This window comes from Thalassobaculum salexigens DSM 19539 (genome assembly GCF_000423805.1).
GTDB lineage: Bacteria > Pseudomonadota > Alphaproteobacteria > Thalassobaculales > Thalassobaculaceae > Thalassobaculum > Thalassobaculum litoreum.
The window spans coordinates 212,613-237,230 of sequence record NZ_KE384095.1; the positions used below are offsets into that span (position 1 = coordinate 212,613).

At 67.6% G+C, this 24,618-nt stretch carries 23 protein-coding genes and 1 tRNA gene; 12 read left to right on the forward strand and 12 right to left on the reverse strand.

Going from position 1 to position 24,618, the window contains the following annotated elements:
- Positions 1-118: 118 nt before the first annotated feature.
- The gene (locus G578_RS0121375; protein WP_084619102.1) at positions 119-391 is read right to left on the reverse strand and encodes a helix-turn-helix domain-containing protein; all 273 of its coding nucleotides are present in this window, start codon (positions 389-391) and stop codon (positions 119-121) included.
- 93 nt (positions 392-484) lie between these two features.
- Between G578_RS0121375 and G578_RS28770 the strand changes: the two genes are divergently transcribed.
- From G578_RS28770 to G578_RS0121390, 3 genes are all read left to right on the forward strand, one after another.
- Positions 485-1,138 (forward strand): helix-turn-helix domain-containing protein, encoded by a 654-nt coding sequence (locus G578_RS28770; RefSeq protein WP_169400898.1) that lies wholly within the window; start codon positions 485-487, stop codon positions 1,136-1,138.
- A 329-nt stretch (positions 1,139-1,467) separates the two neighbouring features.
- Complete coding sequence (locus tag G578_RS30420; protein WP_156907430.1) at positions 1,468-1,842, forward strand: helix-turn-helix domain-containing protein; 375 nt, start codon at positions 1,468-1,470, stop codon at positions 1,840-1,842.
- Complete coding sequence (locus tag G578_RS0121390) at positions 1,836-2,954, forward strand: tyrosine-type recombinase/integrase (protein WP_028795964.1); 1,119 nt, start codon at positions 1,836-1,838, stop codon at positions 2,952-2,954. Before G578_RS30420 ends, G578_RS0121390 begins: the two co-directional genes overlap by 7 nt.
- A 397-nt stretch (positions 2,955-3,351) precedes the next feature.
- Here the strand turns inward: G578_RS0121390 and G578_RS0121395 are convergent.
- A tRNA-Arg gene (locus G578_RS0121395) sits at positions 3,352-3,428 on the reverse strand.
- Positions 3,429-3,589: 161 nt separating this feature from the next.
- Between G578_RS0121395 and G578_RS27585 the strand changes: the two genes are divergently transcribed.
- The gene (locus G578_RS27585; protein WP_084619103.1) at positions 3,590-5,368 is read left to right on the forward strand and encodes an FAD-dependent oxidoreductase; all 1,779 of its coding nucleotides are present in this window, start codon (positions 3,590-3,592) and stop codon (positions 5,366-5,368) included.
- 67 nt (positions 5,369-5,435) lie between these two features.
- On the opposite strand, the gene G578_RS0121405 is transcribed toward G578_RS27585, so the two are convergent.
- A complete protein-coding gene (locus G578_RS0121405) occupies positions 5,436-6,623 on the reverse strand; it encodes a hypothetical protein (protein WP_156907431.1) in 1,188 nt (395 codons plus the stop codon).
- A 229-nt stretch (positions 6,624-6,852) separates the two neighbouring features.
- Here G578_RS0121405 and G578_RS0121410 point away from each other — a divergent pair, with 229 nt between their 5' ends.
- The 3 genes from G578_RS0121410 to G578_RS27595 all read left to right on the forward strand — a co-directional run bounded on the left by G578_RS0121410 (position 6,853) and on the right by G578_RS27595 (position 11,413).
- Positions 6,853-7,683, forward strand: coding sequence for a substrate-binding periplasmic protein (locus G578_RS0121410; protein ID WP_028795966.1), 831 nt, complete (start codon positions 6,853-6,855; stop codon positions 7,681-7,683).
- Positions 7,680-9,326: a sensor histidine kinase gene (locus G578_RS28775; protein WP_051245138.1), complete on the forward strand. Its 1,647-nt coding sequence runs from the start codon at positions 7,680-7,682 to the stop codon at positions 9,324-9,326. Before G578_RS0121410 ends, G578_RS28775 begins: the two co-directional genes overlap by 4 nt.
- 68 nt (positions 9,327-9,394) lie before the next feature.
- Positions 9,395-11,413 carry a transglycosylase domain-containing protein gene (locus G578_RS27595; protein ID WP_211228988.1) on the forward strand — a complete coding sequence of 673 codons (2,019 nt, stop codon included), beginning with the start codon at positions 9,395-9,397 and terminating at the stop codon, positions 11,411-11,413.
- 8 nt (positions 11,414-11,421) lie between these two features.
- Here the strand turns inward: G578_RS27595 and G578_RS0121425 are convergent, their stop codons facing one another.
- Together G578_RS0121425 and G578_RS0121430 are read right to left on the reverse strand one after the other, a co-directional pair.
- Complete coding sequence (locus G578_RS0121425; protein ID WP_028795967.1) at positions 11,422-11,664, reverse strand: (2Fe-2S)-binding protein; 243 nt, start codon at positions 11,662-11,664, stop codon at positions 11,422-11,424.
- Between the two features lie 83 nt (positions 11,665-11,747).
- Positions 11,748-12,422, reverse strand: a complete 675-nt coding sequence (locus G578_RS0121430; RefSeq protein ID WP_028795968.1) for a DUF1028 domain-containing protein — start codon at positions 12,420-12,422, stop codon at positions 11,748-11,750.
- Between the two features lie 84 nt (positions 12,423-12,506).
- On the opposite strand from G578_RS0121430, the gene G578_RS0121435 reads away from it, so the two are divergent.
- Complete coding sequence (locus G578_RS0121435; protein WP_028795969.1) at positions 12,507-13,478, forward strand: ketopantoate reductase family protein; 972 nt, start codon at positions 12,507-12,509, stop codon at positions 13,476-13,478.
- A gap of 105 nt (positions 13,479-13,583) precedes the next feature.
- Here G578_RS0121435 and G578_RS27600 read toward each other — a convergent pair whose 3' ends face one another.
- From G578_RS27600 to G578_RS0121455, 4 genes are all read right to left on the reverse strand, one after another.
- Positions 13,584-13,763, reverse strand: coding sequence for a hypothetical protein (locus G578_RS27600; protein WP_038015639.1), 180 nt, complete (start codon positions 13,761-13,763; stop codon positions 13,584-13,586).
- Between the two features lie 49 nt (positions 13,764-13,812).
- Positions 13,813-15,051, reverse strand: a complete 1,239-nt coding sequence (locus G578_RS0121445) for a pyridoxal-phosphate-dependent aminotransferase family protein (protein WP_028795970.1) — start codon at positions 15,049-15,051, stop codon at positions 13,813-13,815.
- Between the two features lie 96 nt (positions 15,052-15,147).
- Complete coding sequence (aguA, locus tag G578_RS0121450) at positions 15,148-16,272, reverse strand: agmatine deiminase (protein ID WP_028795971.1); 1,125 nt, start codon at positions 16,270-16,272, stop codon at positions 15,148-15,150.
- Complete coding sequence (locus G578_RS0121455; protein WP_084619104.1) at positions 16,260-16,748, reverse strand: response regulator transcription factor; 489 nt, start codon at positions 16,746-16,748, stop codon at positions 16,260-16,262. Before G578_RS0121455 ends, aguA begins: the two co-directional genes overlap by 13 nt.
- Positions 16,749-16,855: 107 nt before the next feature.
- Here G578_RS0121455 and G578_RS0121460 point away from each other — a divergent pair, with 107 nt between their 5' ends.
- Positions 16,856-17,506, forward strand: coding sequence for a pyridoxamine 5'-phosphate oxidase family protein (locus G578_RS0121460; RefSeq protein ID WP_028795973.1), 651 nt, complete (start codon positions 16,856-16,858; stop codon positions 17,504-17,506).
- Between the two features lie 164 nt (positions 17,507-17,670).
- On the opposite strand, the gene G578_RS0121465 is transcribed toward G578_RS0121460, so the two are convergent.
- On the reverse strand, positions 17,671-17,886 hold the full coding sequence (locus G578_RS0121465; RefSeq protein WP_245565669.1) for an HNH endonuclease: 216 nt from the start codon (positions 17,884-17,886) through the stop codon (positions 17,671-17,673).
- An 89-nt stretch (positions 17,887-17,975) separates the two neighbouring features.
- Complete coding sequence (locus tag G578_RS0121470) at positions 17,976-18,743, reverse strand: DUF3426 domain-containing protein (RefSeq protein ID WP_028795975.1); 768 nt, start codon at positions 18,741-18,743, stop codon at positions 17,976-17,978.
- Positions 18,744-18,918: 175 nt separating this feature from the next.
- Here G578_RS0121470 and G578_RS0121475 point away from each other — a divergent pair, with 175 nt between their 5' ends.
- The 3 genes from G578_RS0121475 to G578_RS27605 all read left to right on the forward strand — a co-directional run bounded on the left by G578_RS0121475 (position 18,919) and on the right by G578_RS27605 (position 23,481).
- Positions 18,919-19,674 carry an SDR family oxidoreductase gene (locus tag G578_RS0121475; protein WP_028795976.1) on the forward strand — a complete coding sequence of 252 codons (756 nt, stop codon included), beginning with the start codon at positions 18,919-18,921 and terminating at the stop codon, positions 19,672-19,674.
- A 203-nt stretch (positions 19,675-19,877) separates the two neighbouring features.
- The gene (gene recQ / locus G578_RS0121480; protein ID WP_245565670.1) at positions 19,878-21,755 is read left to right on the forward strand and encodes a DNA helicase RecQ; all 1,878 of its coding nucleotides are present in this window, start codon (positions 19,878-19,880) and stop codon (positions 21,753-21,755) included.
- Positions 21,756-21,765: 10 nt separating this feature from the next.
- A complete protein-coding gene (locus G578_RS27605; protein WP_051245140.1) occupies positions 21,766-23,481 on the forward strand; it encodes a feruloyl-CoA synthase in 1,716 nt (571 codons plus the stop codon).
- Positions 23,482-23,561: 80 nt separating this feature from the next.
- Here the strand turns inward: G578_RS27605 and G578_RS0121490 are convergent, their stop codons facing one another.
- Positions 23,562-24,548, reverse strand: a complete 987-nt coding sequence (locus G578_RS0121490) for an alpha/beta hydrolase (RefSeq protein WP_028795978.1) — start codon at positions 24,546-24,548, stop codon at positions 23,562-23,564.
- Positions 24,549-24,618: the final 70 nt, after the last annotated feature.

A 24,618-nucleotide genomic window follows, 5' to 3' on the forward strand; every position in this document is an offset into this window, starting at 1 on the left:
TCCTCCGGGTGTGATGGCGACTGTTTGGACCTCGCCAATGCACTCTGGCGAAGCCTGTTCGGTTGGTGATGGACAGGAAGGACCGGCATCAGGACGACGCCAGGAATCAGAAGAAGGCTCAGCCTCCAGCCTGCTTGCGAGGCAGGTATTTGCGGGGAACGCCGTCAACATACCGATCCGGCCACAGCGTCTCCGGCTTCTCGTCCAGGGCGTCGGCGATGATGCGTTCCATCTCCGGCCAGGAGACCCGCAACGCCCGAGCAGCCGAGTTCGCGTGGTAGCCGTGACGACGCGACAGTTCGGCCAGGGACAGGCCGCGACGCTGAAGCTCGCCTTTGATCCGGATGGCATCCCAAGCGGGGAAACTTTGTTCTTTGCCAAGAACGTTCATTCGTGTATCATCCCCGCTATTGAAGCAATGACGATCTAGTACACGATAGATCGTATTTTGTCCAGTCTGATGGGCTGGGCGGAGTGTGTCCGCATGCAGGGCCTGGCTGAGAGGCTGAGGGAAGCGAGACACAGACTGGGTCTTACCCAGGCCGATCTCGCCGAACGTCTCGGAATCCCCTACCGCACGCTTCAGGACGGCGAGCGTGGGCTGTCATTGCCCGGAGCCAAAATCCTGGAGGCGTACGCACGGCAGAACGTGGACATCAATTGGCTGCTGACCGGTATCGCGGTTCGCACCAACAGCGGTCGTCCGAGCAAGACCGAAACACCGACGCTCTTCGACAGACCACCGATCCCGATCAAGGGTCGACGCTTCCGCATCAGAAGCCGAAAACTGGTCCGAATTCCCCACTATGATCCGCTCGATCCGGACGGTTTCGATCCGGATAACCCGGACAGTGTCCTCACCATCGATCCATCCAGGCTCGTCGCCTACAACATCGACTACGCACTGCTCGGACGAGAAGATGCGGAACTCGCGACCACGACGGTGATCAACGAGCGCGCGTCCAAAGGCCTCAAGAAGGGCACGCTGGTGCTGTTCGATACTTCGATGAGACGTGAGATTTCGGCAGGCAGACTGATCGCGCGGGAGCACGGATCACTGATCGTTTCGTTGGAGGCGTTTGGGGATCAAGTCGAGGCTATAGTTGGCAAAGTGGTGTACGTGCTCTCCAACGCGTAGTTCCAAAACAGGGACTGGAACCAATTGGCATTCAGTATAGCGCATCGACTGATTCGATTGACCTCTTTAAGTTGAAAAAATAATCCAGAAAATATTGTTGGCCGGCATAGAAAACAATATATATTTCAATTGGTTGTTATTCATTTTGTTCGACAATGAATCTTGCCTAAGTCAGCTTAAGATTATGAAATATATAGGATTTCTCGTTTTTCGATACACCAATAGGTTTATCCTTTAAAAACAATAACTTAGTTGACGATTTTGCCGTTGGATGTTACTTCTGTGCTCGCTCAATCGGGCACCAACGTAACACATAAGGAACACTCATTATGACAGGACCACTCCCCACAGATATCCAACCGATAGCGGACGGGTTTCGTCCAGCCGCAGTTGCGGTTTCCGGTCCAAACCCGGAGTTGTCGGTCCTCTTCACCGGAATCCTGAACATCGAGCAAGCGGCGTCGATGCTGCATTGTTCGGTCGACACTCTTCGCCGAATCGATTGCGACGAACTACCCCGCTACGAGGGGCCTGGCCGGAAGAACCTCTTCATGGCGGAAGACCTCGTCCGCTACATCCGTCGTCGCCGGATCAAGCGGCCCGGCAATCACATCGATGTAGACCGCACAATCGACCGTCTTCTCGAGGGCACCCGCCAACACACTCGGCGTGTCTCTTCCAAGGGAGGGCGTGCGTCATGCTGATGCGTGCAGGTGGATTTTCCATTTCATTGGTCAAGTCAGGAAAACAGGCAGGAAGCTGGAAGCTTGAGATTCCGGCGTCGGTGTCGGGGAAGAGGCATCGCCACTTCTTCAGCAGCAAGGCGGACGCGACTCGTGCAGCCAAGAAAATTGACCAGGGCCTGAGAGCACCTGACAGACAGCTAGCCGACCAGAGCCTTGTTCTCATGTCCCTTAGAGAGGCTATAGACAGGTGGCATGGCTTCGAGCAGGACCGGGTAGCGGCAGGCCATAAGGCAGAAATCTCACTGAAGACTGACCTTCATCGTCTCAAGTCGTGCATCCATTTTTTCGGGGACGTGGACATCCACACGATCACCTCGGAAGACATCATTCGGTTCCAAGCGGCCCGCCGGAACGACGGTGTTCAGCCAGCCACAATCAACAGCGACCTCCGGTCTTTGATGAAGGTTCTCAAGTACGGCCTCAAAGCCGGTGCCCTCGACCAAATGCCGGAGTGGGCCAAGCTTGAAGAGCGAGATTACTCCACCGGGTTCGTGTTGAAGGCGGCTGAGGTTTCTAGGCTCGTTTCCCATTTACCGACCTTTGAAGACCAAATTCTAGTCCGCCTGCTGGCACAGAACGGCCTACGCCAAGGTGAGGCCTTCAACCTGATCTGGGATGATATCGATTTCGAGACGGAGACGATTCAGATCGGATTCCGACGAACCTTCCAACCGAAGACCTCGACATCCAATCGACGCGTCTTTCCGTCGACGAGTTTGCTGGCGGACCTGTCCAAGTTGCATGGCGTCCGACGGAGTGACACGTTGGTGTTTCCCAGCAACAAAGATCGCACAAAGCTCCGGACCGGAATCAAGAAAATGCTGGCAACCGCGAGTCGGCGGGCAGGGTTGAAGCAACCTGTGACATCCCAGATGCTTCGGCAGTTTTTCGCCACTCGGCAAGCGGAGGCGGGCGTTCCCGAGCATGTGCTACAGCGGGACTTGGGACATGCAATCGGGTCGCAGGTCACGAAGAAATACTACATCCGAACGGACGATACGGTTCGGCGGGGATACAGCTTCGACGTTACCGCCGATGATCGGCCATCGTCAGCATCACGAGCTACCTAAGAGCTCGACGAATCTGCATTTCTCGTCGTCACGCATATTCTGAAATGGAACACGGCCCCTGAGCGACAGCTCCATGGGGCCGTTTCCGTTCCCGACAACGGCGCGAGAACGACAGCAGATGATCACGATGAGGGTGTCGAAGGCCACCCCGTTGCCCCTCATATGCACAACAATGAGATCAAGGTAGCAGGCACGTCACAACATGATCGGGTCCGTGAACCCGTCGTCTCGGCTATCCCGTCTTCAAGCTGATGGCCGATTTTCCGACCGTCCATCTCGCCATTATGCCGAATCTATCGGAGGGCAATTGGGCAGTCGACGCGGTGCGGTTTGGGCAGTTTTGGGCATCTGGCTGCCCAAAGCTTTTCCGATAACCGCTCTAAGTGCTTGAAAAGATTGGCGCACCCGACAGGATTCGAACCTGTGACCTCTGCCTTCGGAGGGCAGCACTCTATCCAGCTGAGCTACGGGTGCGGCTCGGGCGGAACCTACTGGCACTGAGGGCGTAAGGCAAGAGAAGCCTGACAGGTTCCGCATGCCGGCGCGGCGCTCGCCGCGGGTTGCCGTGTTGCGGTGGCTGTCGCACTCTTTTCCTCAATAAAAATCGCCAAACGACCGAACGGGGAAACACCACCATGACTTCCGAGTCCGCGCCAGGGTCGGCACCCGACGCCAAGCCCGCCTCCTCCCCCACCTCCCCCGCTGCGGCCGCGTCGCCCGCCGCCGAGACCGTCGATGTGCTGGTGGTGGGTTCCGGCGCCGGCGGGCTGTCGGCGGCCGTCACCGCCGCCCATCGTGGGCTCAGCGTGCTGGTGGTGGAGAAGGAGCCGGTCTTCGGCGGCACCACCGCGCGGTCCGGCGGCTGGCTGTGGATCCCCTGCAACGGCCCCTCGGCGCGCGAGGGCATCCAGGACACCCTGGAGGCCGCCCGCACCTACCTGCAGCACGAGGCCGGCAACCATTTCGACCCGGCCCGGGTCGACGCCTTTCTGGAGAACGGCCCGAAGATGGTCGATTTCTTCGAGGCCGAGACCGACGTCGCCTTCGTGAGCGGTACCGCCTTCTCCGACTATCACCCGACCGCGCCGGGCGGGTCCGACGGCGGCCGGTCGATCTGCGCAGCGCCCTATGACGGCCGCCAGCTCGGCGACGAGGTGAAGCGCCTGCGCCCGCCGCTGAAGGAGATCACCTTTCTCGGCATGATGATCGGCTCGGGCAAGGAGCTGCTGCATTTCTTCAACGTGACCAAGTCCCTGACCTCCGCCGCCTTCGTCGGCCGGCGCCTGGTCAGCCATGCCGTCGATGTCGCCACCAAGGGCCGCTCCATGCGGCTGACAAACGGCAACGCGCTGGCGGGACGGCTGGCCAAGTCCGCCTTCGACCGGGGGGTCCGGCTGTGGACGTCGGCGCCGGCGGTCGACCTGGTCAGGGATGCCGACGGGGCGGTGACCGGTGCCGTGATCGAGCGCGAGGGCAAGCGGGTCACGATCGCCGCCCGCCGCGGGGTGGTGCTGGCCTCCGGCGGCTTCCCGCAGGACCTGGAGCGCCGCAAGCGGCTGTTCCCCCACGCGCCCAGCGGCGCCGAGCACCACTCCCCCGCGCCGCCCGGCAATACCGGCGACGGGCTGCGGCTGGCGGAGACCGCGGGCGCGGCACTGGACGAGAGCCTGCCGAACGCGGCGGCCTGGGTCCCGGTCTCCAAGGTGCCCTGGCCGGACGGGTCCGTCGGCGTCTTCCCGCATTTCATCGACCGCGCGAAGCCGGGGGTGATCGCGGTGGCGCCGAACGGCAAGCGGTTCGTGAACGAGGGCAATTCCTATCACGACTTCGTCCAGGCCCTGGTGACGGCCTGCGCCGGGGAGCCCGGCGAGGCGCGCGGCTGGCTGATCATCGACCACCGGGCGATCCGCAAATACGGCCTCGGCTTCGCCAAGCCGTTCCCGCTGCCGCTTACCCCGTATCTGAACTCCGGCTACCTGAAGCGCGGGCGCTCCCTGGTCGAGCTGGCCCGCGCCATCGGGGTCGATCCGGAGACCTTCGAGCGGACCGTGACCCGCTTCAACACCTTCGGCCCCGGCGGCGACGACCCGGATTTCGCCAAGGGCTCCACGGCCTATAACCGCTTCCAGGGCGACCCGGAGATCCAGCCGAACCCCTGCGTGCATCCGCTGAACACGCCGCCGTTCTACGCGGTGGAGGTGGTGGTCGGCGATCTCGGCACCTTCGCCGGCATCCGGACCGACGCCAACGCCCAGGCCCTCGGCGCGGACGGCCGACCGATCCCCGGCCTCTACGCCGTCGGCAACGACAACGCCTCGATCATGGGCGGCAATTATCCGGGCGGCGGCATCACCCTGGGGCCGGCCATGACCTTCGGCTACATCATCGGCAACCATCTGGCCGAGACCGGCTGAGCTGCGCCCGCCCTATCTTTAGCCCGCCCTCCTATCTCTAGAATGAGGTAGAGGACGATTCACGGCTCTACACGATCACCCGGTCGAGCAGGCTGAGAAGCTTGGTGAGGTCGTCGGCGGCCAGCTTGCCGTCGCGGCTCTTGGCGGTGTGCTGGCGCCACACGGCCACGCCGTGGTTCATCGCCGAAATGGATGCCGCGATGTCCCAGAACAGGGTGCTGGAATCCTTCAGGAACTCGATGAAGGGCCGGGCATCGCCGCCGCGCACGAACAGGTCCTCATAGGCCTGGTTGTAGATCCGCAGGATCTCCGAGCTGTTCTTCAGGTGCCGGGCGAAGGCTGTCGTCACCTGACGGACCTTCTCCTCCAGCTCCTGGCGGATCTCCGATTTGACGTAGTGGGACGGCACGGCTCCCTTGGTATGCAGCCAGTCGGCGAAGCCCAACAGGGTGCGCTGGCCGCGCTTGTACTGGAACTCGTAATAGGTCACGCCCTTCCAGGAGTAGTAGATCTCGCCCGCCTGTTCGGGGTTGATGCGGAACACCTGGGTGATCGGCGCCAGGTAGTCGAGATCCTTGCCCTCCCACAGCTTCATGATGAACTGCTCGGTGATCTCCGCCGCCTTCGGCGAGGTGGGGTCGACCACCCGGGTGGTGATCGGCTCGAACTTGTTCAGAATGTATTTCTTGATCTCCTGGAACTCGCTGTCGGAGATCTCGAAATAGGCCTCCGGCGCCTTGATCCCGTCGGTCTCCAGCCGGTCCCGCAGCAGGAAGGGATCGAGCGAGGGAAGCTCCTCGATCAGTTCGATCAGACGACGGTCCCGGGCGATCGCCCGGCCCTCGTCCTCCCAGCGGAATCCCGTGAGATTGTACAGCGCTTCGGTCCGGCCGCGGGCCACGCTCAGGTCCAGGCTGTTGCCGCCGCCGGCGATCGCCTCGATGTCGAAGGGAATGTAGAGGAAGGTGGCGATGTCGCCCTTCTCCACCCGCGCCGTCATGTCGAAGGTGATGGTTCTGAGCTGGCCGTTCTCCAGGATCTCGGCGGTGCCGGAGGTTCCGGTCCGGACCGGTGCGGCGGCATCCTTGGGGCGCTTGATGAAGACGCTGTCGTTCAGGCCGCGATGGCCGAAGAGATACTGGTCGGCCGCGCCGCCGGCATCGGTCTCGAGCTTGTGGGTGATCGCGGCGACATTGAAGATGCGACTGGCTCCGGAAGCCAGTGTCTCGCGCAACGCATTCACTTCTGCAGCCATCTCCGGTACCGCCAACCTGTCTGGAGACCGAATGGCATCACGACAGCCACAGTATCGCCGCCAAAACCTCGACGCAATCGGCGCGTAAGATATGCCGACAGGATGCCGGTGGAGACAAAAAAGCGGCGACCGAGGCCGTGTGACACATCTGCAGATCGGCTGGACCTGAGTGATCCGATATGCTTGTTCGAAGCATACGGCCTGGGGAGTCGCTGTGACCCGATACCGGATGATCGCAATCCTGATGTCCGCGCTGACGGCGATGGTCGGCGCGGCCGGACCGGCATGGGCCGAGCCGCCGGCGCGGTTCGAGGGGCGGCCGACCCTGAGCTTCGTCTACGAGACCCAGGCCAATCCGCCGCGCTATCTCGGCACCGGAACGGCGATCAACTGGGACCGGCCCGGCCTGACCCTGGAGCTGCTGCGCGACCTCGGCGCCCGACTCGAGGTCAACCTGGCGATCCGCCGGTTTCCGTGGAACCGCGGGCTCTATCTGCTGGAGACCGGCGAGGCCGACGGCATCTTTCACGCCAGCTACAAGAAGGAGCGCGAGCGGATCGGCGTCTATCCGACGCTAGAGGACGGCATGCCCGACCCATCGCGGGCGATCTTCACCCAGGCCTATTTCCTGCACGTGCTGCGGGGCTCGCCGGTACGCTGGGACGGCGAGACGATCGCCGGTCTCGGCGACAAGGCCGTGGGTGCGACCGCCGGCTACTCCATTGTCGGCGACCTGGAGAGCCGGGGCGTGAAGGTGGAGACCGGGAAGATCCAGGGGATCAACCTGAACAAGCTCGTCGCCGGGCGGATCGCCGCCTATGCCGAACTGGAGAACATGGCGGCCGCGGCCATCGCCTCGGACCCGGCCGCCTATGGCGATGTGGTGAAGCTTGAGCCGCCGCTGATCGCCAAACCCTATTACCTGCTGCTGTCCCACGCCTTCGTCGAGCGCGATCCGGCGCTGGCTGAGGCTGTGTTCGAGACCATCGCCGCGATCAATGCCGATCCCGCGTTCCAGGCTCGCGCCGCCGCCTATGCCGCGGGAGCTCCGTCCCGGTGACGGCGGCGCAGCAGGGCCCGACGCGGGACACGCAGCCGACGCCGCCCCCGGCCGGCCGGTCGACCGTGACGGGGCGCCTGTTCCGCACCGCCTTCCTGCTCTACCTGGTGGCCGCGACGCTGATCACCGGGGCTCTGGTCGCGGAAACCTACTTCTCCGCCCGCGCCGACCTGGAGCGGGAACTGACCCTTCACCAGCGCACGCTGGAGCGCACCCTGGCCGGCCCGCTCTGGTCCCTGGACCTCGACGAGGTGGCCAAGATCGCGGTGGCCGCCGCCGACCTGCCCGAGATCGTCGGCATCCGCGTGCTCGACCACAACCAGGCGGGCGAGTTCACGCGTGCCGGGGACCTGCCCGAGGGCAGTGCCGGGGTCGGCGAGGCACCCGGCGCGCAGGCTCTGCCGGGCCAGGGGCTCGCGGTGTCCTTCCCGGTCGATTACAGCCATGCCGTCGGCAGCACGCGCGTCGGCTACGTGACGCTGTTCTCGAGCGAGCTGGTGATCCTGGAGCGGTTGCGCTGGCACATCGCCCTGCTGGTGATCGCCGCCCTGCTCAAGACCGCGATCCTGTGGTTCATCTTCGACCGGGTGAGTCGCTCGATCCTGGTGCGGCCGCTGTACAGTCTGGTGGAGGCGACCCGCCGCACCGGCTTCGACAAGCTGGAACCGGTCGAATTCGACCCGGCGACGGCGAAGGCGGCGGCCGGTACCGAAATCGAGACCCTGCGCACCGCCTTCAACGACATGATCGGCCAGCTCCGCCGCAGCCGAGACGCGCTCTCTGTCCTGAACGCCGATCTGGAGACGCGGGTCGGCGAGCGCACCCGGGAACTGGAGACGCGAACCTCCGAGGCCTCGGCCGCCACCGCCCGGGTCGAGCAGTCGCGCCGTCAGGTCGCCGCCGCCCTGGAGGAGGCCGAGCGCGCCGCCCGGGCGAAGTCCGAGTTCCTGGCCCTGGTGAGCCATGAGCTGCGCACGCCGCTGAACTCGGTGCTCGGCTTCTCCGAACTGATCCAGCGCCAGGTCGACACCCACCAGGACGATGTGAAACCGGCGCAGATCTCCAGCTACGCCGACGCGATCCACGAGAGCGGCACCCAGCTGCTCACCCTGGTGAACGACATCCTGGACCTGTCACGCATCGAAGCGGGCCGGATGGAGGTGACGCCGGAATGGATCGACACCGCCGCCACCACCCGCACGGTGTTGGAGATGATGCGGGACCCGGCGACCAAGCAGCGCCTGTCCCTGGAATTCGGGCTGGGCGCCGACACGCCGATGCTGAAAGTCGACCCACGGCGCTACCGTCAGATGCTGATGAACCTGCTGTCCAACGCCCTGAAATACACCGAAGCGGGCGGGTCGATTCGGATCGACGGGCATCGGCGGCCCGACGGTTGGCTCGAGATCGTCGTCGCCGATACCGGCGTGGGGATCCCGGCCTCCGACATTGCCATCGCCCTGGAGCCGTTCGGCCGCACCGGCGACCCCACCACCCGCCGTCTCGCCGGCGCGGGACTGGGCCTGCCTCTGGTCGCGCGGATGATGCAGCTCCATGGCGGCCGGCTGGCGATCGAGAGCGCGGTGAATGCCGGCACCCGGGTGATCCTGCGGTTCCCCCCGAGCTCCGTGTCGAACGAGTGACGGACTTTTCTCTACATTCCAGTTAGTTCATCGGCTATCTTCACTGTGAACATAAACTGGAATCGACGATGGCCCGATCCTCTTCCAGCGCGTCGAAGCCGACACGCAAGACCAGGACGCGATCCGGCGCCAAGGCGGCGGCCGGCAGCCGTGCCGAACCGGGTTTCGGCGCGCCGCGCAAGAGCAAGGCCGCGCCGAAGGCCGCTGCGGGCAAATCGGGCGCAAAGTCGGGCGCGCGGCGGCCGCGCGGGTCGGGCCGCGCCTCCACCCGTCGTGGCGGCGGTCGCCAGCGCTCGCCGCTGAGACGGCTGCTCCGTCCGCTGCTGAAATGGGGCTTCCTGGCCGCGTTCTGGGGCGCGGTACTGGTGGCCGGCCTGCTGGTCTGGCACGCCTTCCAGCTGCCCGACATTCACGACCTCGACCGCTACACCCGGCCGGGCTCGGTGCGGATGACGGCGTCCGAAGGCGCGCTGTTCGCGTCCTACGGCCCGCTGCACGGCGAGCCGGTCACCGTCGCAGAGATGTCGCCGCACCTGCCCGCCGCCGTCATCGCCATCGAGGACCGGCGCTTCCCCTATCATTTCGGCGTCGATCCGATCGGTCTGGCCCGGGCGATGGCGGTCAACATCTGGGCCGGCCGGGTGGTGCAGGGCGGCAGCACCCTGACCCAGCAGCTCGCCAAGAACGTCTTCCTGAGCCACGACCGCAGCCTGTCGCGCAAGATTCGGGAACTGCTGCTGGCCTTCTGGCTGGAGAGCGAGTTCACCAAGGACGAGATCCTGTCGATCTACCTGAACCGGGTGTATTTCGGCGCCGGCGCCTATGGGGTGGACGCCGCCGCCCGGAAGTATTTCTCCAAGAGCGCGCGCGACCTGTCCCTGGGCGAGGCGGCCCTGCTGGCCGGCATGCTGAAGGGCCCGTCGCGCTACAGCCCCGCCGCCGATCCCGCGCTGGCCAAGCAGCGTACCGCCGTGGTGCTCGGCGCCATGGCAGATATCGGCTACATCGATCCGGCGACCGCGCGCCAGATCGCCGCCAATCCCTACCAGTTGCGCGGTCCGGTCGGCCGCGGCGCCGGTCACCGCTATTTCTCCGACTGGATCTACGATCAGGTGCCCAGCTTCGTCGGCGCCCGCTCCGACGACATGTCGGTGACCACCACCCTGGACCTGCGGCTGCAGACCCTGGCCGAACAGGCCGTCGGCGCCGGTCTGGAGAAGGGCCGGGCCATGGGCGCCGGACAGGCCGCCCTGGTCGCCCTCGATCCCCGCACCGGGGCGGTGCGCGCCATGGTCGGCGGCGCCGATTTCCAGGCCAGCCAGTTCAACCGCGCCGTCCAGGCGCTGCGGCAGCCGGGCTCGCTGTTCAAGCCGGTGGTCTTCCTCGCCGCCCTGGAGGCGGGCTGGCGGCCCACCGACCTGATCAACGACACGCCGATCGCCATCGCCGGCTGGTCGCCGGGGAACTTCGACGGCAAGTACGACGGGGTGATCACCCTGACAGAGGCGCTGGCGGAGAGCCGCAACGCCGCCACCATCCGCCTGCAGGAGGAGGTCGGACGGCGCAGTGTGCGCGACGTCGCCCGCCGGCTCGGCTTCTCCGAGGAGCTGACCCACGGCCCCAGCCTCGGTCTGGGCGTGGACGAGATGAGCCCGCTCGACGTGGCCGGCATCTACGCGACCTTCGCCAATGGCGGCCGGCCGGTCACGCCGCACGGGATCGAGGAGATCAAGGCGCGCGGCGGGGCGACCCTGTACCGGCTGTCGAGCTCGGGCCTGCCGGCGCAGATCTCCGACCGGGCGGCGGCCACCCTGACCGATATGCTGATGGAGACGGTCGCCCGCGGCACCGGCCACAAGGCGGCGCTGGACCGCCCGGTCGCCGGCAAGACCGGCACCAGCCAGAACTACCGCGACGCCTGGTTCGCCGGCTACACGGCCGACCTCGTCACCGTCGTCTGGGTCGGCAACGACGACGGGACGGCGATGAAGAAGGTGACCGGCGGCGGACTGCCGGCGGAGATCTTCCGCGATTTCATGGATGCGGCCCATGCCGGGTTGCCCCGACGGGCTCTGGCGGGCGGCTAGACGCGCCCTCAGGCGGCGTTGAAGGCCGGAAGCGGGTCGGCGGGCAGGCCCGGAAGCGATCCGGTCCCCTGGGCACCGGTCATATGCTGCGGGCAACGCTCATCCAGCATCTCGCGGATGGTGCACTTGCACTTGCCGCATTGGGGAACCGCCCCGCAGGCCTTGTAGACCTGCCCGACCGTCGCGGCGCCGTCATCGATGGCCTGAGTCACGGTCCGGGTGTTCAGAGCGTTGCAGATGCACACGTACATGAGCGTTCCCTCGATTTTGAGGTAAGCTGTCGCTCTTGCGAGTGATTGTCAATAGCGTCAAATCGCTTTTGCAGAACACCGACTTACGGATCGCCGGGAACGCCGTAGCTCGGAGCCTTGGAAGGGTCGAGCGCGCGGGTGACGTAGCTGTCCATGTCCGGCTTCCACAGCTCCCATAGGGCCGTCAGGTCCGCGATCGGCGTGTTCGAATAGTCGACCCGCAGGTCCGCCACCGGCCAGGAGACCTCGGCCTGGATCAGCAGCCCGGCGGAATGCACCGGCCCCGCCTCGCCGCCGGCCGCCAGCCCGGCCTGCAGCGACCGGATCAGCCGCTTGCCGAAAGAGCGCCCGGACCGGGACTCGAAGGCGTCCACCATGGTGGCGACCACGCCTTCGCCGGCCAGCATGTTCCCGGCGGCCACGCAGCCGCGGCCCTCGGCGGAGGCGTAGGTGCCGAGGGTGTTCGCGCCGCTATAGGCCGCCGTGCCGCCCTGGCTGTCGATCAGGGCGATCTGCCGATAGGCGATGTGCTCGGTGCTCTCGACGATGCGCTCGAGCACCGTGCGGGCCGGCAGGCCGGTCTCCAGCAGGTCGAGGCCGCGCGGGCCGATCCGCGGGTCGGTGATGTTCTGGGTCGCCACCGCCCCGACTCCGGCCCGAGCGAAGGCGCAGCGGGCCGCCACGGCGGTCGAGGAGGAACTGACCACCATGCCGAAGGCGCCGGTGATCTCGCAGCGGGCGGTCAGGGAAAATGTCACGGGCTCACTCCGTGGGGTCACAGGCACAGGGTTCGACGCTATACCGGCTTCCTGGCCTGAACAATCCATCTGGAGATCGGACGCATGCGGATCGGCATCATCGGAGCGGGAGCCGTCGGCGGCTTCATGGCCGGGCATCTGGCCCGGGCCGGAACGGACGTGGCGGTTCTGGCGCGCGGCCCGCATCTGGCGGCGATGCGCGAAAAGGGCATCACGGTGGAGACCCGGGGCGAAACCTGGACCTCCCGGGTGACCGCCAGCGACAGGGCCGCGGATCTGGGCACGGTCGACGTCATCGTCGTGACCGCCAAGGGCCCCGCCCTGCCGGCCATCGCCGAGGCGATCCAGCCGATGCTCGGCGCCGACACGCCCGTGGTCTGCGCCATGAACGGCATTCCCTGGTGGTACGAGTACAAGCGCGACGGCGGCAGCGGTGGGCCGATCGAGCGGCTCGACCCGGGTGCCGCGATCTGGAACGGCATCGGCCCGCAGCGCGCCATCGGCTGCATGATCGACTGCCCGGCCACCGTGGTGGAGCCGGGATCGGTGCGCCATGTCGGTCCGCGGCCGGGCATCTTCACCCTCGGCGAGCCGGACAATTCGGAGAGCGCCCGGGTCACGGCGATCGCCAAGGTTATCGAGGACGCGGCCATGGGCGCGCCGGTGACGACGGCGATCCGGCGGGCGATCTGGGCCAAGCTGCTGATCAACGCCTCGCGCTCGCCGCTGGGCGTGCTGACCGGCTCGACCGAGCGCGGTCTGGCGGAGAACCCGGAGACCCTGGCGGTCACGCTCGCCATCATGCGCGAGGCCCAGGCGGTCGCCGCCTCCCACGGCATCGAGGTCAGCATCGACGAGGCCGGCCAGTCGGATCCGTCCAAGCGCTCGCTGCACCGCTCCTCGATGCTGCAGGACTGGGACCTGGGCCGGCCGATGGAGATCGACGGGATCGTGCGGATCATCCAGGACTACGGCCGCGCCGCCGGCATCGCCACCCCGGTGCTGGACACGGTGTCGGCCATGCTCGGGGAGAAGGCGCGGGCGGCGGGTGTTTAGCACTCCCCTTTTTCTCACTCCCCGGATTTTTTCAGGGGTCTACACATGGGATTGCCCCGGAATGACTCCGGGAAGTGTTCTGTAAAGGCGGGAGGGCGAACCTCTTCAGCGCTTCTGCCGCACCACCAGGGCCGCGCCGATCCCGAGCCCAAGCGCGGTGCCGAGCGCACCGCCCAGGGGGATGCCGAAGGCCAGCGTTCCGGTCAGACTCCCCACCACCACGCCGGCCGCCGTCCCGAGCACGATCCCGGCGATCAGACAGACGAACAGCACCGGCCGGTTCATCAGCCCAAAACTCCGCTCAGCCCCGAACCCAAATCACCCAAGACCCCGATCAGAACGTGGTCGGGCCGTTGGCCTTCTTGTAAGCCGTCACGTGCTCGATGGCCGCGGTGACGCCGCCCGGCTTGTAGGGCACGTCGAGATAGTCGAGCGTCGACTCCACCGACGCCAGGGCGGCGTAGAGCATCGGCGCGTTCATGTCGCCCATATGGCCGATGCGGAACGCCTTGCCGCCGAGATCGCCGAGACCACCGCCGATGCCGACCATCATCTCGTCGCGGCAGACCTCGCGGATCCGGTTCGCGTCGACGCCGTCCGCCGTGCGGATCGCGGTCACGCCGACCGAGCGCTGCTCGGGCACCAGGGCGTTCAGCTCCAGCGCGCCGGCCGTGCCCCAGACCTCCACCGCCTTGTGGGTCGCCTGGGACAGCACCCGGTGCCGCTCGAAGCAGCGCTCCAGCCCTTCCTCGAACAGGGTGCGCAGCCCCTCGCGCAGGCCGAAGATCTGCAGCTGCGGGGAGGTGCCGCAGAAGGTGCGGTAGCCGGCGCCGGACATGCGCGGCGTCCAATCCCAGTAGCGGCGCGGGTTGGCGTTCGCCTTGTGCACGGCGATCGCCTTCTCGTTGGCGGCGCAGAAGCCCAGGCCCGGCGGCATCATCAGACCCTTCTGCGAGGCGGCGATGGCGACGTCCGCGCCCCACTCGTCCATGCGGAAATCGGTGGTGCCCAGGGAGGCGATGGTGTCCACCATCAGCAGGGCGTCGTGGCCGCTCTCGTTCATCGCCTTGCGCACCGCCGGCACGTCGCTGGTGATCGAGGTGGCGGTGTCGGTATGGACCACGAGCACGGCCTTGATCCGGCCCTCCTTGTCCTCCGACAGCGCCTTGCCGACAGCGGCCGGATCCATCGCCTCGCGCCAGCTTCCCGGCACGGTCTGGATCACGATGCCCAGCGCCTCGGCCATGTCGGTCCAGCTTCCGGAGAAGTGGCCGGTTTCCGGCACCAGGGCGACGTCGCCCGGCTTCAGGGTGTTGACCAGGGCGGCTTCCCAGGCCCCGTGCCCGTTGGCGATGTAGGTGAAGATCTCGCCCTCGGTCTTGAAGACCTTGCGCAGCCCCTCGAAGGATTCGACGGCGGCGTCGACGAACTCCGGATCGTTCAGGTCCATGGTGTCGCGGTGCATGGCGTTCTGCACGCGCTGCGGCACGTTGGTCGGGCCCGGCGTGTTCAGGAACTTGCGGCCGCGCTTGATGAGGACATTGGGACGGTTGGACACGGAATCGGGGGCCATGCGGGGGGCTCCTGGCAGCGATCTGCGCTTGGGACGTAGGATCAAGGGAACTCGGTGGCGCGGAAGATAGTGCAAACTCGTGGCGTGCTCACGACTTTATTGCGGCTTTCCCGCCAGAGTCTGCCCCGCCGGAATCTGCTGCGTGATGCAGTGGATATTGCCGCCGCCGAGCAGGATCTCGCGGGCCGGTATCCCGACCACCTCGCGGTCCGGCAGCGCGTCGGCGATGATCCGGCAGGCATCGTCGTCGGTGCGCGGGTCGAGCAGCGGCACCAGCACCCGCCCCTCCACCAGGTAGAAATTGGCGTAGGAGCCGGCCAGCCGGTCGCCGGCCTCGCGCGGCTTGCCGCCGGGTGCGGCCACCACGCCGCCGGCCTCTCGGTCGCTCATGTGCAGCGGACCGGGCATGGGCAGCTTGAGGATGCGGAACGGCTGATCGTACAGGTCGTGAACCCGCTCCAGCACGGCCAGCGCCTCGGCGGAGCGCACATGCTGCGGGTCCCACGGATCGTCGGTCCAGGTCAGCAGGATCAGGTTCGGCCCGGCCACATGCAGCAGGTTGTCCACGTGGCCGGTGGTCTCGTCGGCGAACACCCCGCGCGGCAGCCACACGACCTGCTTGGCGCCGGTATAGGCCTTCAGCATCTCCTCGCAGGTCCGGCGGCCGAGCCCGGCATTGCGGCCGGTGCTGAGCACGCATTCCTCGGTGACGAAGACCGTGCCCTTGCCGTCGGTATGGAGGCCTCCGCCCTCCTGGATCAGCGGCGCGCGGTAGCGCTCCATCCCTTCCAGCGCGGCGACCTTCGCCGCCACCGCATCGTCGGCCCGCCAGTCCGGATAGAGCCCGTGCACGTCGCCGCCCCAGGCGTTGAAGGTCCAGTCGACCGCCCGCCGGTCGCCGGCGGCGTCGACCACGACCGTCGGCCCGACATCGCGCATCCAGGCGTCGTCGCTCTCCATCTCCACCAGGGTGACCCCGGCCGGCAGGGCGGCGCGCGCCCGCGCCCTTCGTGCCGCGGAGACCGCGACGGTCAGGGGCTCCGCGGCGACGATCGCCTCGGCGACGGCGGTGAAGGCCTGCTCGGCCGGCGCGGCGTCGTCGCGCCATGTATCGCCGCGCTCCGGCCACAGCATCCAGGTCCCGGCATGGGCCTCGAATTCCCCCGGCATGCGGTACCCGTCGGCCGCCGGCGTGCCCGGCAGCGGCGTCAGCTCCCCCATGTGACGCGGTCCGTGAAGCGTTTCATCATCAGCGAATTCACCCGGTTCTGCAGGCGCTTTGCGGGCACCGGCTTGGTCAGGAGGAGATCGACCTCCAGACGCTTTGACTCCTGCACGGCGAAATCATTCACCGCGCCGGCCAACAAAATCACCGGGATGTCGTCAGGCAGGGTGGTGGAATCCTCGCGGATCCGCTGCAACAGCTCGAACCCGTCGGCCCCGTCCGGTCCCTCGAGCCGGGCGTCCAGGATCAGCAGGTCGGGGGTGATCTCCTCCGCCGCGTAGAGGGCAGTGGCCGCGTTGTGGGCGTCCAGCGGCGGCGGGAAGCCGAGATCGACCAGGGCGCGGCACAGCAGGGCGCGGTTGTCGTCGTCCGGCTCCACCACCAGGGCGAGCAAACCCTCGTAGTCGAAGCTGGCGAGAACCCCTTCCATGACCCGTGTCAGGCGACGCGTCTGGGTCAGTTCCGTTGGCATATGCCCATGGCCCCACGTTTTCAGGTCTGCTAGCGTCCCGGCCAGCAAACCGAGTCTAGCCGAGTCGCCGGCTCCCGCGAAGCCGGCGCGAACCCGGAGTTCCTACCATGGATACGGCCAATATCAGAGAGACGGGCGCGACGGATGTTCTGGAGAGCGAGGCCGCTCTGCGCGAGATCTACGGCATGCCGGGCGAGCTTGCTGCCAAGAAGCAGCTCACCTATCTCGACAAGCATGCCAAGAGGTTCCTGGAACTGTGCCCGTTCCTGGTGATTTCGACCCAGGGCCCGGACGGCCTGGGCGATGTCTCGCCGAAGGGCGATGCGCCGGGCTTCGTCGCGGTGCTGGACGACCGGACGATCCTGATCCCCGACCGGCCGGGCAACAACCGGATCGACACCCTGGGCAACCTGACGGTGAACCCCGGCGTGGGCATCCTGTTCATGATCCCGGGCGTCAACGAGACCCTGCGGATCAACGGCCGCGCCCGGGTGATCGCCGACACCGGTCTGCTGACCCAGTTCGCGGTGCGCGACCGGCTGCCGAAGACCGGCATTCTGGTCGAGGTCTCGGAGATGTACCTGCACTGCGCCAAGGCGCTGGTGCGCTCCAAGCTTTGGGAAGACGACTACAGGGTGGAGCGCAAGGTGCTTCCCTCTCTCGGCCAGATGATCGCCGACCAGGTGGAGGACGCCTCCGTCGACGTGGCCGCCGCCGACAAGCGCATCGCGGAGTCGGAGAAGAACAACCTGTATTGAGGGCGGGGCAGCTGCGGGCTCGCCACCTACCAACCAAACGCACTCCCCGGATTTATTCCGGGGCCTACGGATCGTCGTGCCTAGCGGTTCGGCGTTGGCGCTGACCCTGGCGTAGGCCCCGGAATAAATCCGGGGAGTGAAAGAGGGATGTGGTTGCGAGACCCTCACCGCCGCTTCCGCGCCGTACGGTGGCGGCTGGTGAAGGTCGGGGGTTTGCCGCGCAGCCAGACCAGGAACCGGGCGATCTCCGGATGGGCGCGCAGCTTCTCCGGCGTGTCGTAGTCCCGCGCCAGGGTCCGCTCGTCCAGCACGCTGTGGATCTTGCGGTGGCAAACCGTGTGCATCGGCTCGGCCGCGCGGCCGCCCTTGCTTTTCGGCACCCAGTGATGGCGATCGACGCTCGGCCCCGCGACCATCGGCCGGCCGCAGAGCGGACAGGGTCCCAGATCGCCGTCCCGCCCCGGCCCGCTCAATAGCCGAGCCCGGCCTCCGGGCGCGCGTCGGTGAAGGTGACGTTGACCTTGGCCGCCCCCGGCGCCGTATTGGCGAATTCGGAGACGAACGCCGTCTTCTCGCCCGGCAGGAGCTGGTAGGATTCCGTGGTGAACAGCCAGCTCGCCAGGGTCTGCCCGCCCTCGGCGAACACCGTGGCCCGCAGCGCCGGCAGGCTCATCATCAGTTCGCCCGGATTGCGGATCTCGCCATGGACAACCAGGACCTCCACGGTGCCCTCCTGGCGGCGTTCCACATAGACGTTCTGCAGCACCAGTCCCTCGCCCGGCACCGGCACCGGCATGCCGACCTTCTCGTAGAGCAGCGCGCTCGCCGGCCAAGCATGGACCAGGGACGTGCGGGCGGCGAACAGACCGGCCGGGATCGCCACTGCGAGGAACAGCAGGCCGTAGAGGATATACGGCCGCGACGGCTTCTCGTCCTCTGTCCCGCGCACGGCCCGGAAGCGCGACACGTCACCCAGCGGCGGCGGGTCGATCTCCTCGCCCATCTGGTCTTGGCCAACCGCCTCCTCGAGCGGCTCCTCGGCGACCGGCTCCGGCGGCGGGGCCTTTTTCTTCTTCTTGGCGACGGGCGGCGCCTCCGGCTCCCCGTCTTCGGCGCCGACCGGCATCTGGTGCCACTTGTGCTCGCAGCTGCTGCATTTGAGCTTGCGGCCCTTGGTGCCGAGCGCGGAGTCCGGCACCTTGAACTTCTGCTCACATTTCGGGCAGGTGACGAGCATTCGGATCCTCAGAAAATCAAGTCCGACAAACTATATCGCCGCGCCCGTCACCGGCAAGAACGCTGCGCCGTGCTCGCCCTGACACGGGTCCGAGGGGCACGATATTGGCGTCTGTGCCCGGGCGGAGCCCGGTGCTACCGTCCCGGCAAACATCCAATCCGGGAGGGAAAACACCATGAGCACCATCAAATCGGCCATCGTCACGGGGGCCGGCTCCGGCATCGGCAAGCGCAGCGCGCTGGCCCTGCTGAAGGCCGGCTGGAGCGTGGCCCTGGCGGGCCGCCGCGCCGACGCGCTGGAGGAGACCAAGAAGGAGGCCGGCGCCGACGGCGACCGCGCCCTGCCCGTACCGACCGACGTGACCGATCCGGCGGCGGTGAAGGCGCTGTTCGACAAGACCGTGGAGGCCTTCGGCCGGGTCGACTTCATCTTCAACAATGCCGGCATGAACGCCCCGGGCATCCCGCTGGAGGAGCTGTCCGACGACCAGTGGCGCGACGTGGTCGACGTGAACCTGACCGGCTGCTTCTGGGTGATCCGCGAGGCCTTCCGGGTGATGAAGGCGCAGGAGCCCATGGGCGGACGCATCGTCAACAACGGGTCCATTTCGGCCCATGCGCCGCGGCCGGACAGCATCCCCTACACCGCGACCAAGCACGCGGTCTCCGGCCTGACCAAGACGGCGGCGCTCGACGGCCGCAAATACGACATCGCGGTCGGCCAGATCGACGTCGGCAACGCCTTCACCGAGCTGGCGGCGCGCATGAAGACCGGCGTGAAGCAGGCGAACGGCGAGATCAAGCCGGAGGCGATGATGGACGTGGACCATGTGGCCAACGCCATCGTCCACATGGCCAGCCTGCCGCCGGAGGCCAACATCCTCAACCTGACCGTGATGGCGACCAAGATGCCGTTCGTCGGCCGGGGGTAGCCGCCTCAAAAACATGGATCGTCATTCCGGACAGCCCCGGGTCGAGCCCGGGGTCTCCCGGGATGACGGTGAGAGAGAGAGAGAGAGAGAGAGAGAGAGAGAGAGAGACGGCCTCCCGCTCCGAGAACACGGCGATTCGCGCCCTGCCGGTGCCATAGCCAACGCCCCACAACCCCCGCGATCCGCCGGACTGGCAAGGCCTCATGACCCGCACCCGCGACAGTGCTACCTCTGAGGCCATGGCTCTCGCCCATCCCGATACCCTCGACGATTCGCCCGCACTCCCCGGCCGCTGCCCGGAGACGGCGCTGCACGACGTGTTCGGCTTCGCCGAGTTCCGGCCCGGCCAGCGCGATGTGATCGACAGCATCCTGGCCGGCCGCGACACCCTCGCCGTCATGCCCACGGGCGCCGGCAAATCGCTCTGCTTCCAGCTGCCCGCCGTCATGGATGGCGGCCTGACCGTCGTCGTCTCCCCGCTGATCGCGCTGATGGAGGATCAGGTCCGCTCGCTGCGGCTGCAGGGGGTCTGCGCCGCCGCCATGCATTCCGGCAACGCGCCGGGCACCAACGGCGACATCTGGCGCCAGGCCCGCTCCGGCGAGCTGCGGCTGCTCTACATCGCGCCGGAACGGCTCGCCCTGGACGGCATCCTGGACGACCTGTCGGATATCGGCGTCACCCGCCTGGTGGTGGACGAGGCGCACTGCATCAGCCAGTGGGGCCATGCCTTCCGCCCGGACTACCTGACCCTGGCGCGGGTGCGCGAGCGGCTGGGCGTGCCGACCGCCGCCTTCACCGCCACCGCCGACGCCGCCACCCGGCGCGACATCGTCGATCGGCTGTGCGGCGGCGACGCCCGGGAATTCGTCTTCGGCTTCGACCGGCCCAATCTCGACCTGCGCATCGCCGAGAAGCGCAGCCCGGTGAAGCAGCTCCTGGCCTTTCTGGAAGACCGAAAGGGCGAGAGCGGCATCGTCTACTGCCTGTCGCGCCGGGCGGTGGAGGAGACGGCGGCCGCCCTGTGCCGCCAGGGCATCCCGGCCGTGCCTTACCATGCCGGGCTCGACCCGGAAGTGCGCTCGGCCAACCAGGACCGGTTCGTAACCGAGGACGGGCTGGTGGTCTGCGCCACCATCGCCTTCGGCATGGGCATCGACAAGCCGGACGTCCGCTTCGTCTTCCACACCGACGTGCCGGGTTCGGTGGAGGCGTACTACCAGGAGATCGGCCGCGCCGGACGCGACGGCCTGCCGGCGACGGTGCAGATGCTCTACGGCCTGGCCGACATCGCCCAGCGCCGCCGCTTCGTCGACGAGAGCGGCGCCAGCGAGGACCAGCGCCGGATCGAGCACCGCCGACTGAACACTCTGCTCGGCATCTGCGAGACCGCCGGCTGCCGCCGCCAGGCCTTGCTCGCCGCCCTGGGCGAGCCGCTGGCCCAGCCCTGCGGCAACTGCGACACCTGCCGCGAGCCGCCGGAGACCCTGGACGGGCTGGTCCCGGCGCAGAAGGTGCTGTCCGCCATCCTGCGCACCGGCCAACGCTTCGGCGCCGGCCATATCGTCGATGTGCTGGTCGGCGGCAAGACCGAGGCGGTGCAGCGCCACGGCCACGATTCCCTGCCGACCTTCGGTGTGGGCGCCGAGTTCGATCGCAACGGCTGGCGCTCGGTGATCCGCCAGCTCGTCGCCTGCGGCATCGTCGCCATCGACACCGCCGGGTTCGGCGGGCTGACGGTCGGCGAGACCGGCCGCGCGGTTCTCAAGGGCGAGGCCGGGGTCACCCTGCGCCGCGACACCGCCAAGCGGACCAAGACCAGCCGCAGCAGCGGGCAGGCCGCCGCCACCGTGTCGCCGGAGAATGCCGACCTGTTGCGGGCCTTGAAGGAGGAGCGGCGCGACATCGCACGCGAGCTGTCGCTCCCCGCCTATACCGTCCTGCACGACCGCTCGCTGATCGAGCTGGCGGAGCGCCGGCCGTCCTCGCTGGAGGATTTCGCCGGCATCCACGGGGTCGGGCAGGCCAAGCTGGAAAAGTTCGGAGAGCGGTTCCTGGCGGTGATCCGCTCGGCTGCGTGAGCGGGGCCGCATGAAACCGGCGCGAAAGCGGGCGCCCTTCGCGCTGCCCGATATCGCCATACGCCGGGATTCCGACGGCACCGTCCACCTGCGCTCCCGCACGCCGCCCGCCCCGCATCCCGAGACCATCATCGACCATCTCGACCGCTGGGCGAGCCGCACGCCGGACCGCACGCTGGTGGCCGAGCGCCAGGGCGACGGCTGGCGCGCGGTCAGCTTCGCCGAAGCGGCCCGGGCCAGCCGGGGCATCGCCACCGCGCTGATCGCGCGCGGGATCGGCGCGGTCATGGCGCTGTCGGAGAACTCGGTCGACCAGGCGCTGCTGATGCTCGGCGCCTTCCGGGCCGGGGTGCCGTTCTGCCCGGTCTCGCCGGCCTATTCCCTGCTGTCGCGCGACTTCGCCAAGCTGAAGCAGATCGTGGCGATCGTCCGGCCGGGGCTGGTGCTGGCCGAGGGGCTGGAACCGTTCGAGCGGGCACGGGCCGGAGTCGATTTCGGCGGGGCGGAGATCGTCGGCGACGTATCCGCCCTGGCCGAGACAAAGCCCGGCGACCTGCCGACAGTCAGCGGCGACGATGTCGCCAAGATCCTGTTCACCTCCGGCTCCACCGGCACGCCCAAGGGCGTGATCAACACCCACCGCATGCTCGCCTCCAACCAGGCCGCGCTGGGGCAGGTCTGGCCGTTCCTGGCCGAGCGGCCGCCGGTGATGCTCGACTGGCTGCCCTGGAGCCACACCTTCGGCGGCAACCAGAACCTCGGCCTCGCCATCAGCCATGGCGGCACCCTGTATATCGACGACGGCCGCCCCACCGCGGAGCGGATCGCCCGCACGGCGGAGAACCTGGCGCTGGTCCGCCCGACCCTGCATTTCAACGTGCCGCGCGGGCTCGACATGCTGCTGCCCTATCTGGAGGCGGATGACGGCCTGCGCGACCGGTTCTTCGAGAGCCTGGAATTCGTGTTCTACGCCGGCGCCACCCTGCCCCTGTCCCTGTGGCGGCGGGTCGAGGCTCTGGGGCTGGCGGCGACGGGCGAGCTGCCGGTACTGACCACCTGCTACGGCACGACGGAGACGGCGCCCATGGCGCTGGCCGCGCATCTGGTGCTGGAGGAGACCGGCGTGGTCGGGGTTCCGGTGCCGGGAGTCGAGGCGAAGCTGGTGCCGACCGGCGACAAGCTGCAGATCGCCCTGCGCGGCCCGAACATCACCCCGGGCTATGCCGGGCGCGACGACCTGACGGCCGAGGCGTTCGACGCCGACGGCTATTTCCTGAGCGGCGACGCAGTGCGGCTGGCCGATCCGGTGGATCCCAACGCCGGGATCGTCTTCGACGGCCGGATCGCCGAGGATTTCAAACTCTCCACCGGCACCTGGGTCAGCGTCGGCGCCCTGCGGGTGGCGGTGATCGCCAATTGCGGCGCGGCGGTCAGCGACGTGGTGATCGCCGGTCACGACCGGGACGCGGTCGGCGCCCTGGTCTTCGCCAAGCCGGGTGCGACGGTGGCGACGATCCGCGAGGGGCTGGCCAGGCACAACGCCGCCAACCCGGCCTCCAGCACCCGGATCGCCCGGGCCCTGGTGATGGACGAGCCGCCGAACGTCGACGCCGGAGAGATCACCGACAAGGGCTACCTGAACCAGCGCCGCATCCTGGAGCGCCGCTCGGACCGGGTCTGGCACCTCTTCGCGGTACCGCCGGCGCGGGACGTGATCGTTCTGTAACCCTCCGTTATTGTTCCCACCCCATTCGTCATCCCGAAACAAGTTCGGGATGACGAATGGGGTTTACGCCAACCGCCGGATTACCCCCCGCAGAACCGCTTAAGCGTCGCCGCGCCCGCCTCCTCGCCGGACGGCAGCACCGCTGTCGGATCGCGGGTCCAGGCGGCGATGTCGGCGATCACCTGGGCGCGCTCCAGGTCGCGGAACAGCATGTGATAGCCGTCGGCGTATAGCGCCACCCGGCGGCCCGGCGGCAGGGCCTTCAGCATGGCGCAGGTCGGCCGGCGCGGCACCAGCTCGTCCTTGCGGCCATACAGCACCAGGATCGCGCCGTTCAGCTCCGGGGCGGCCGCCTGGGCCGCGTCCATCAGCGCCACCAGCCCATGCACCGCGTCGACCCGCGGGCGCTTGATGAACAGCGGGTCGCGCGCCAGCGCCCGCAGCATGGCGATGTTGTCGCTGGGGATGAGGCGGATGCCGCGCGGCTCCAGCGGCAGCCAGGGCACGGTGTGGGCAATGATGTCGAGGCTGAGGGACTGGACCAGCGGCATCCAGTCGCGGCCCCAGACCGCCGGCGCCGACAGCACCGCGCCGTCCGCTTCGGTCTGCGGGTCTGACAGGGTCAGCATCGCCACCGCCCCGCCCATGCTTTCGCCCAGCAGGTAGACCGGCACGCCGGGCGCATCCCGCTTCGCCAGCCGTACCAGAGTCTCGGCGTCGCGGGCCATGCGCGCGCGGCCATGCCACATGCCGTAGCCCGGCGCCTCGCCGAAGCCGCGCTGGTCGGCGGCATAGACCGTCACCCCCTGGGCCGCCAGGTCGGCGCCGAGCTGGGCGAAGGCGTTGGAATAGTCGCCGAAGCCGTGCAGCGCGACCACCGCTGCCTCGGCCCCGCCCTCCGGTCGCCAGATCCGCATCGGCAGGCGGATGCCGTCCTCCATCACCGCGAAGGGCCGCTGCACCAGCTCCGGGGTCACCTGCTCGGTCCCCGGTCGGGCGATCTGCGGCGCGCAGGCGGCCAGGACAAGCAGGCACGCGAGGGTTAACGACAGGCGGACCGACCCCATGACCCCATCCAAGCTGATCAAAACCTTGCGGCAGACGCGCTCGTGGGTATCATCCGGGGATGACGTGAAC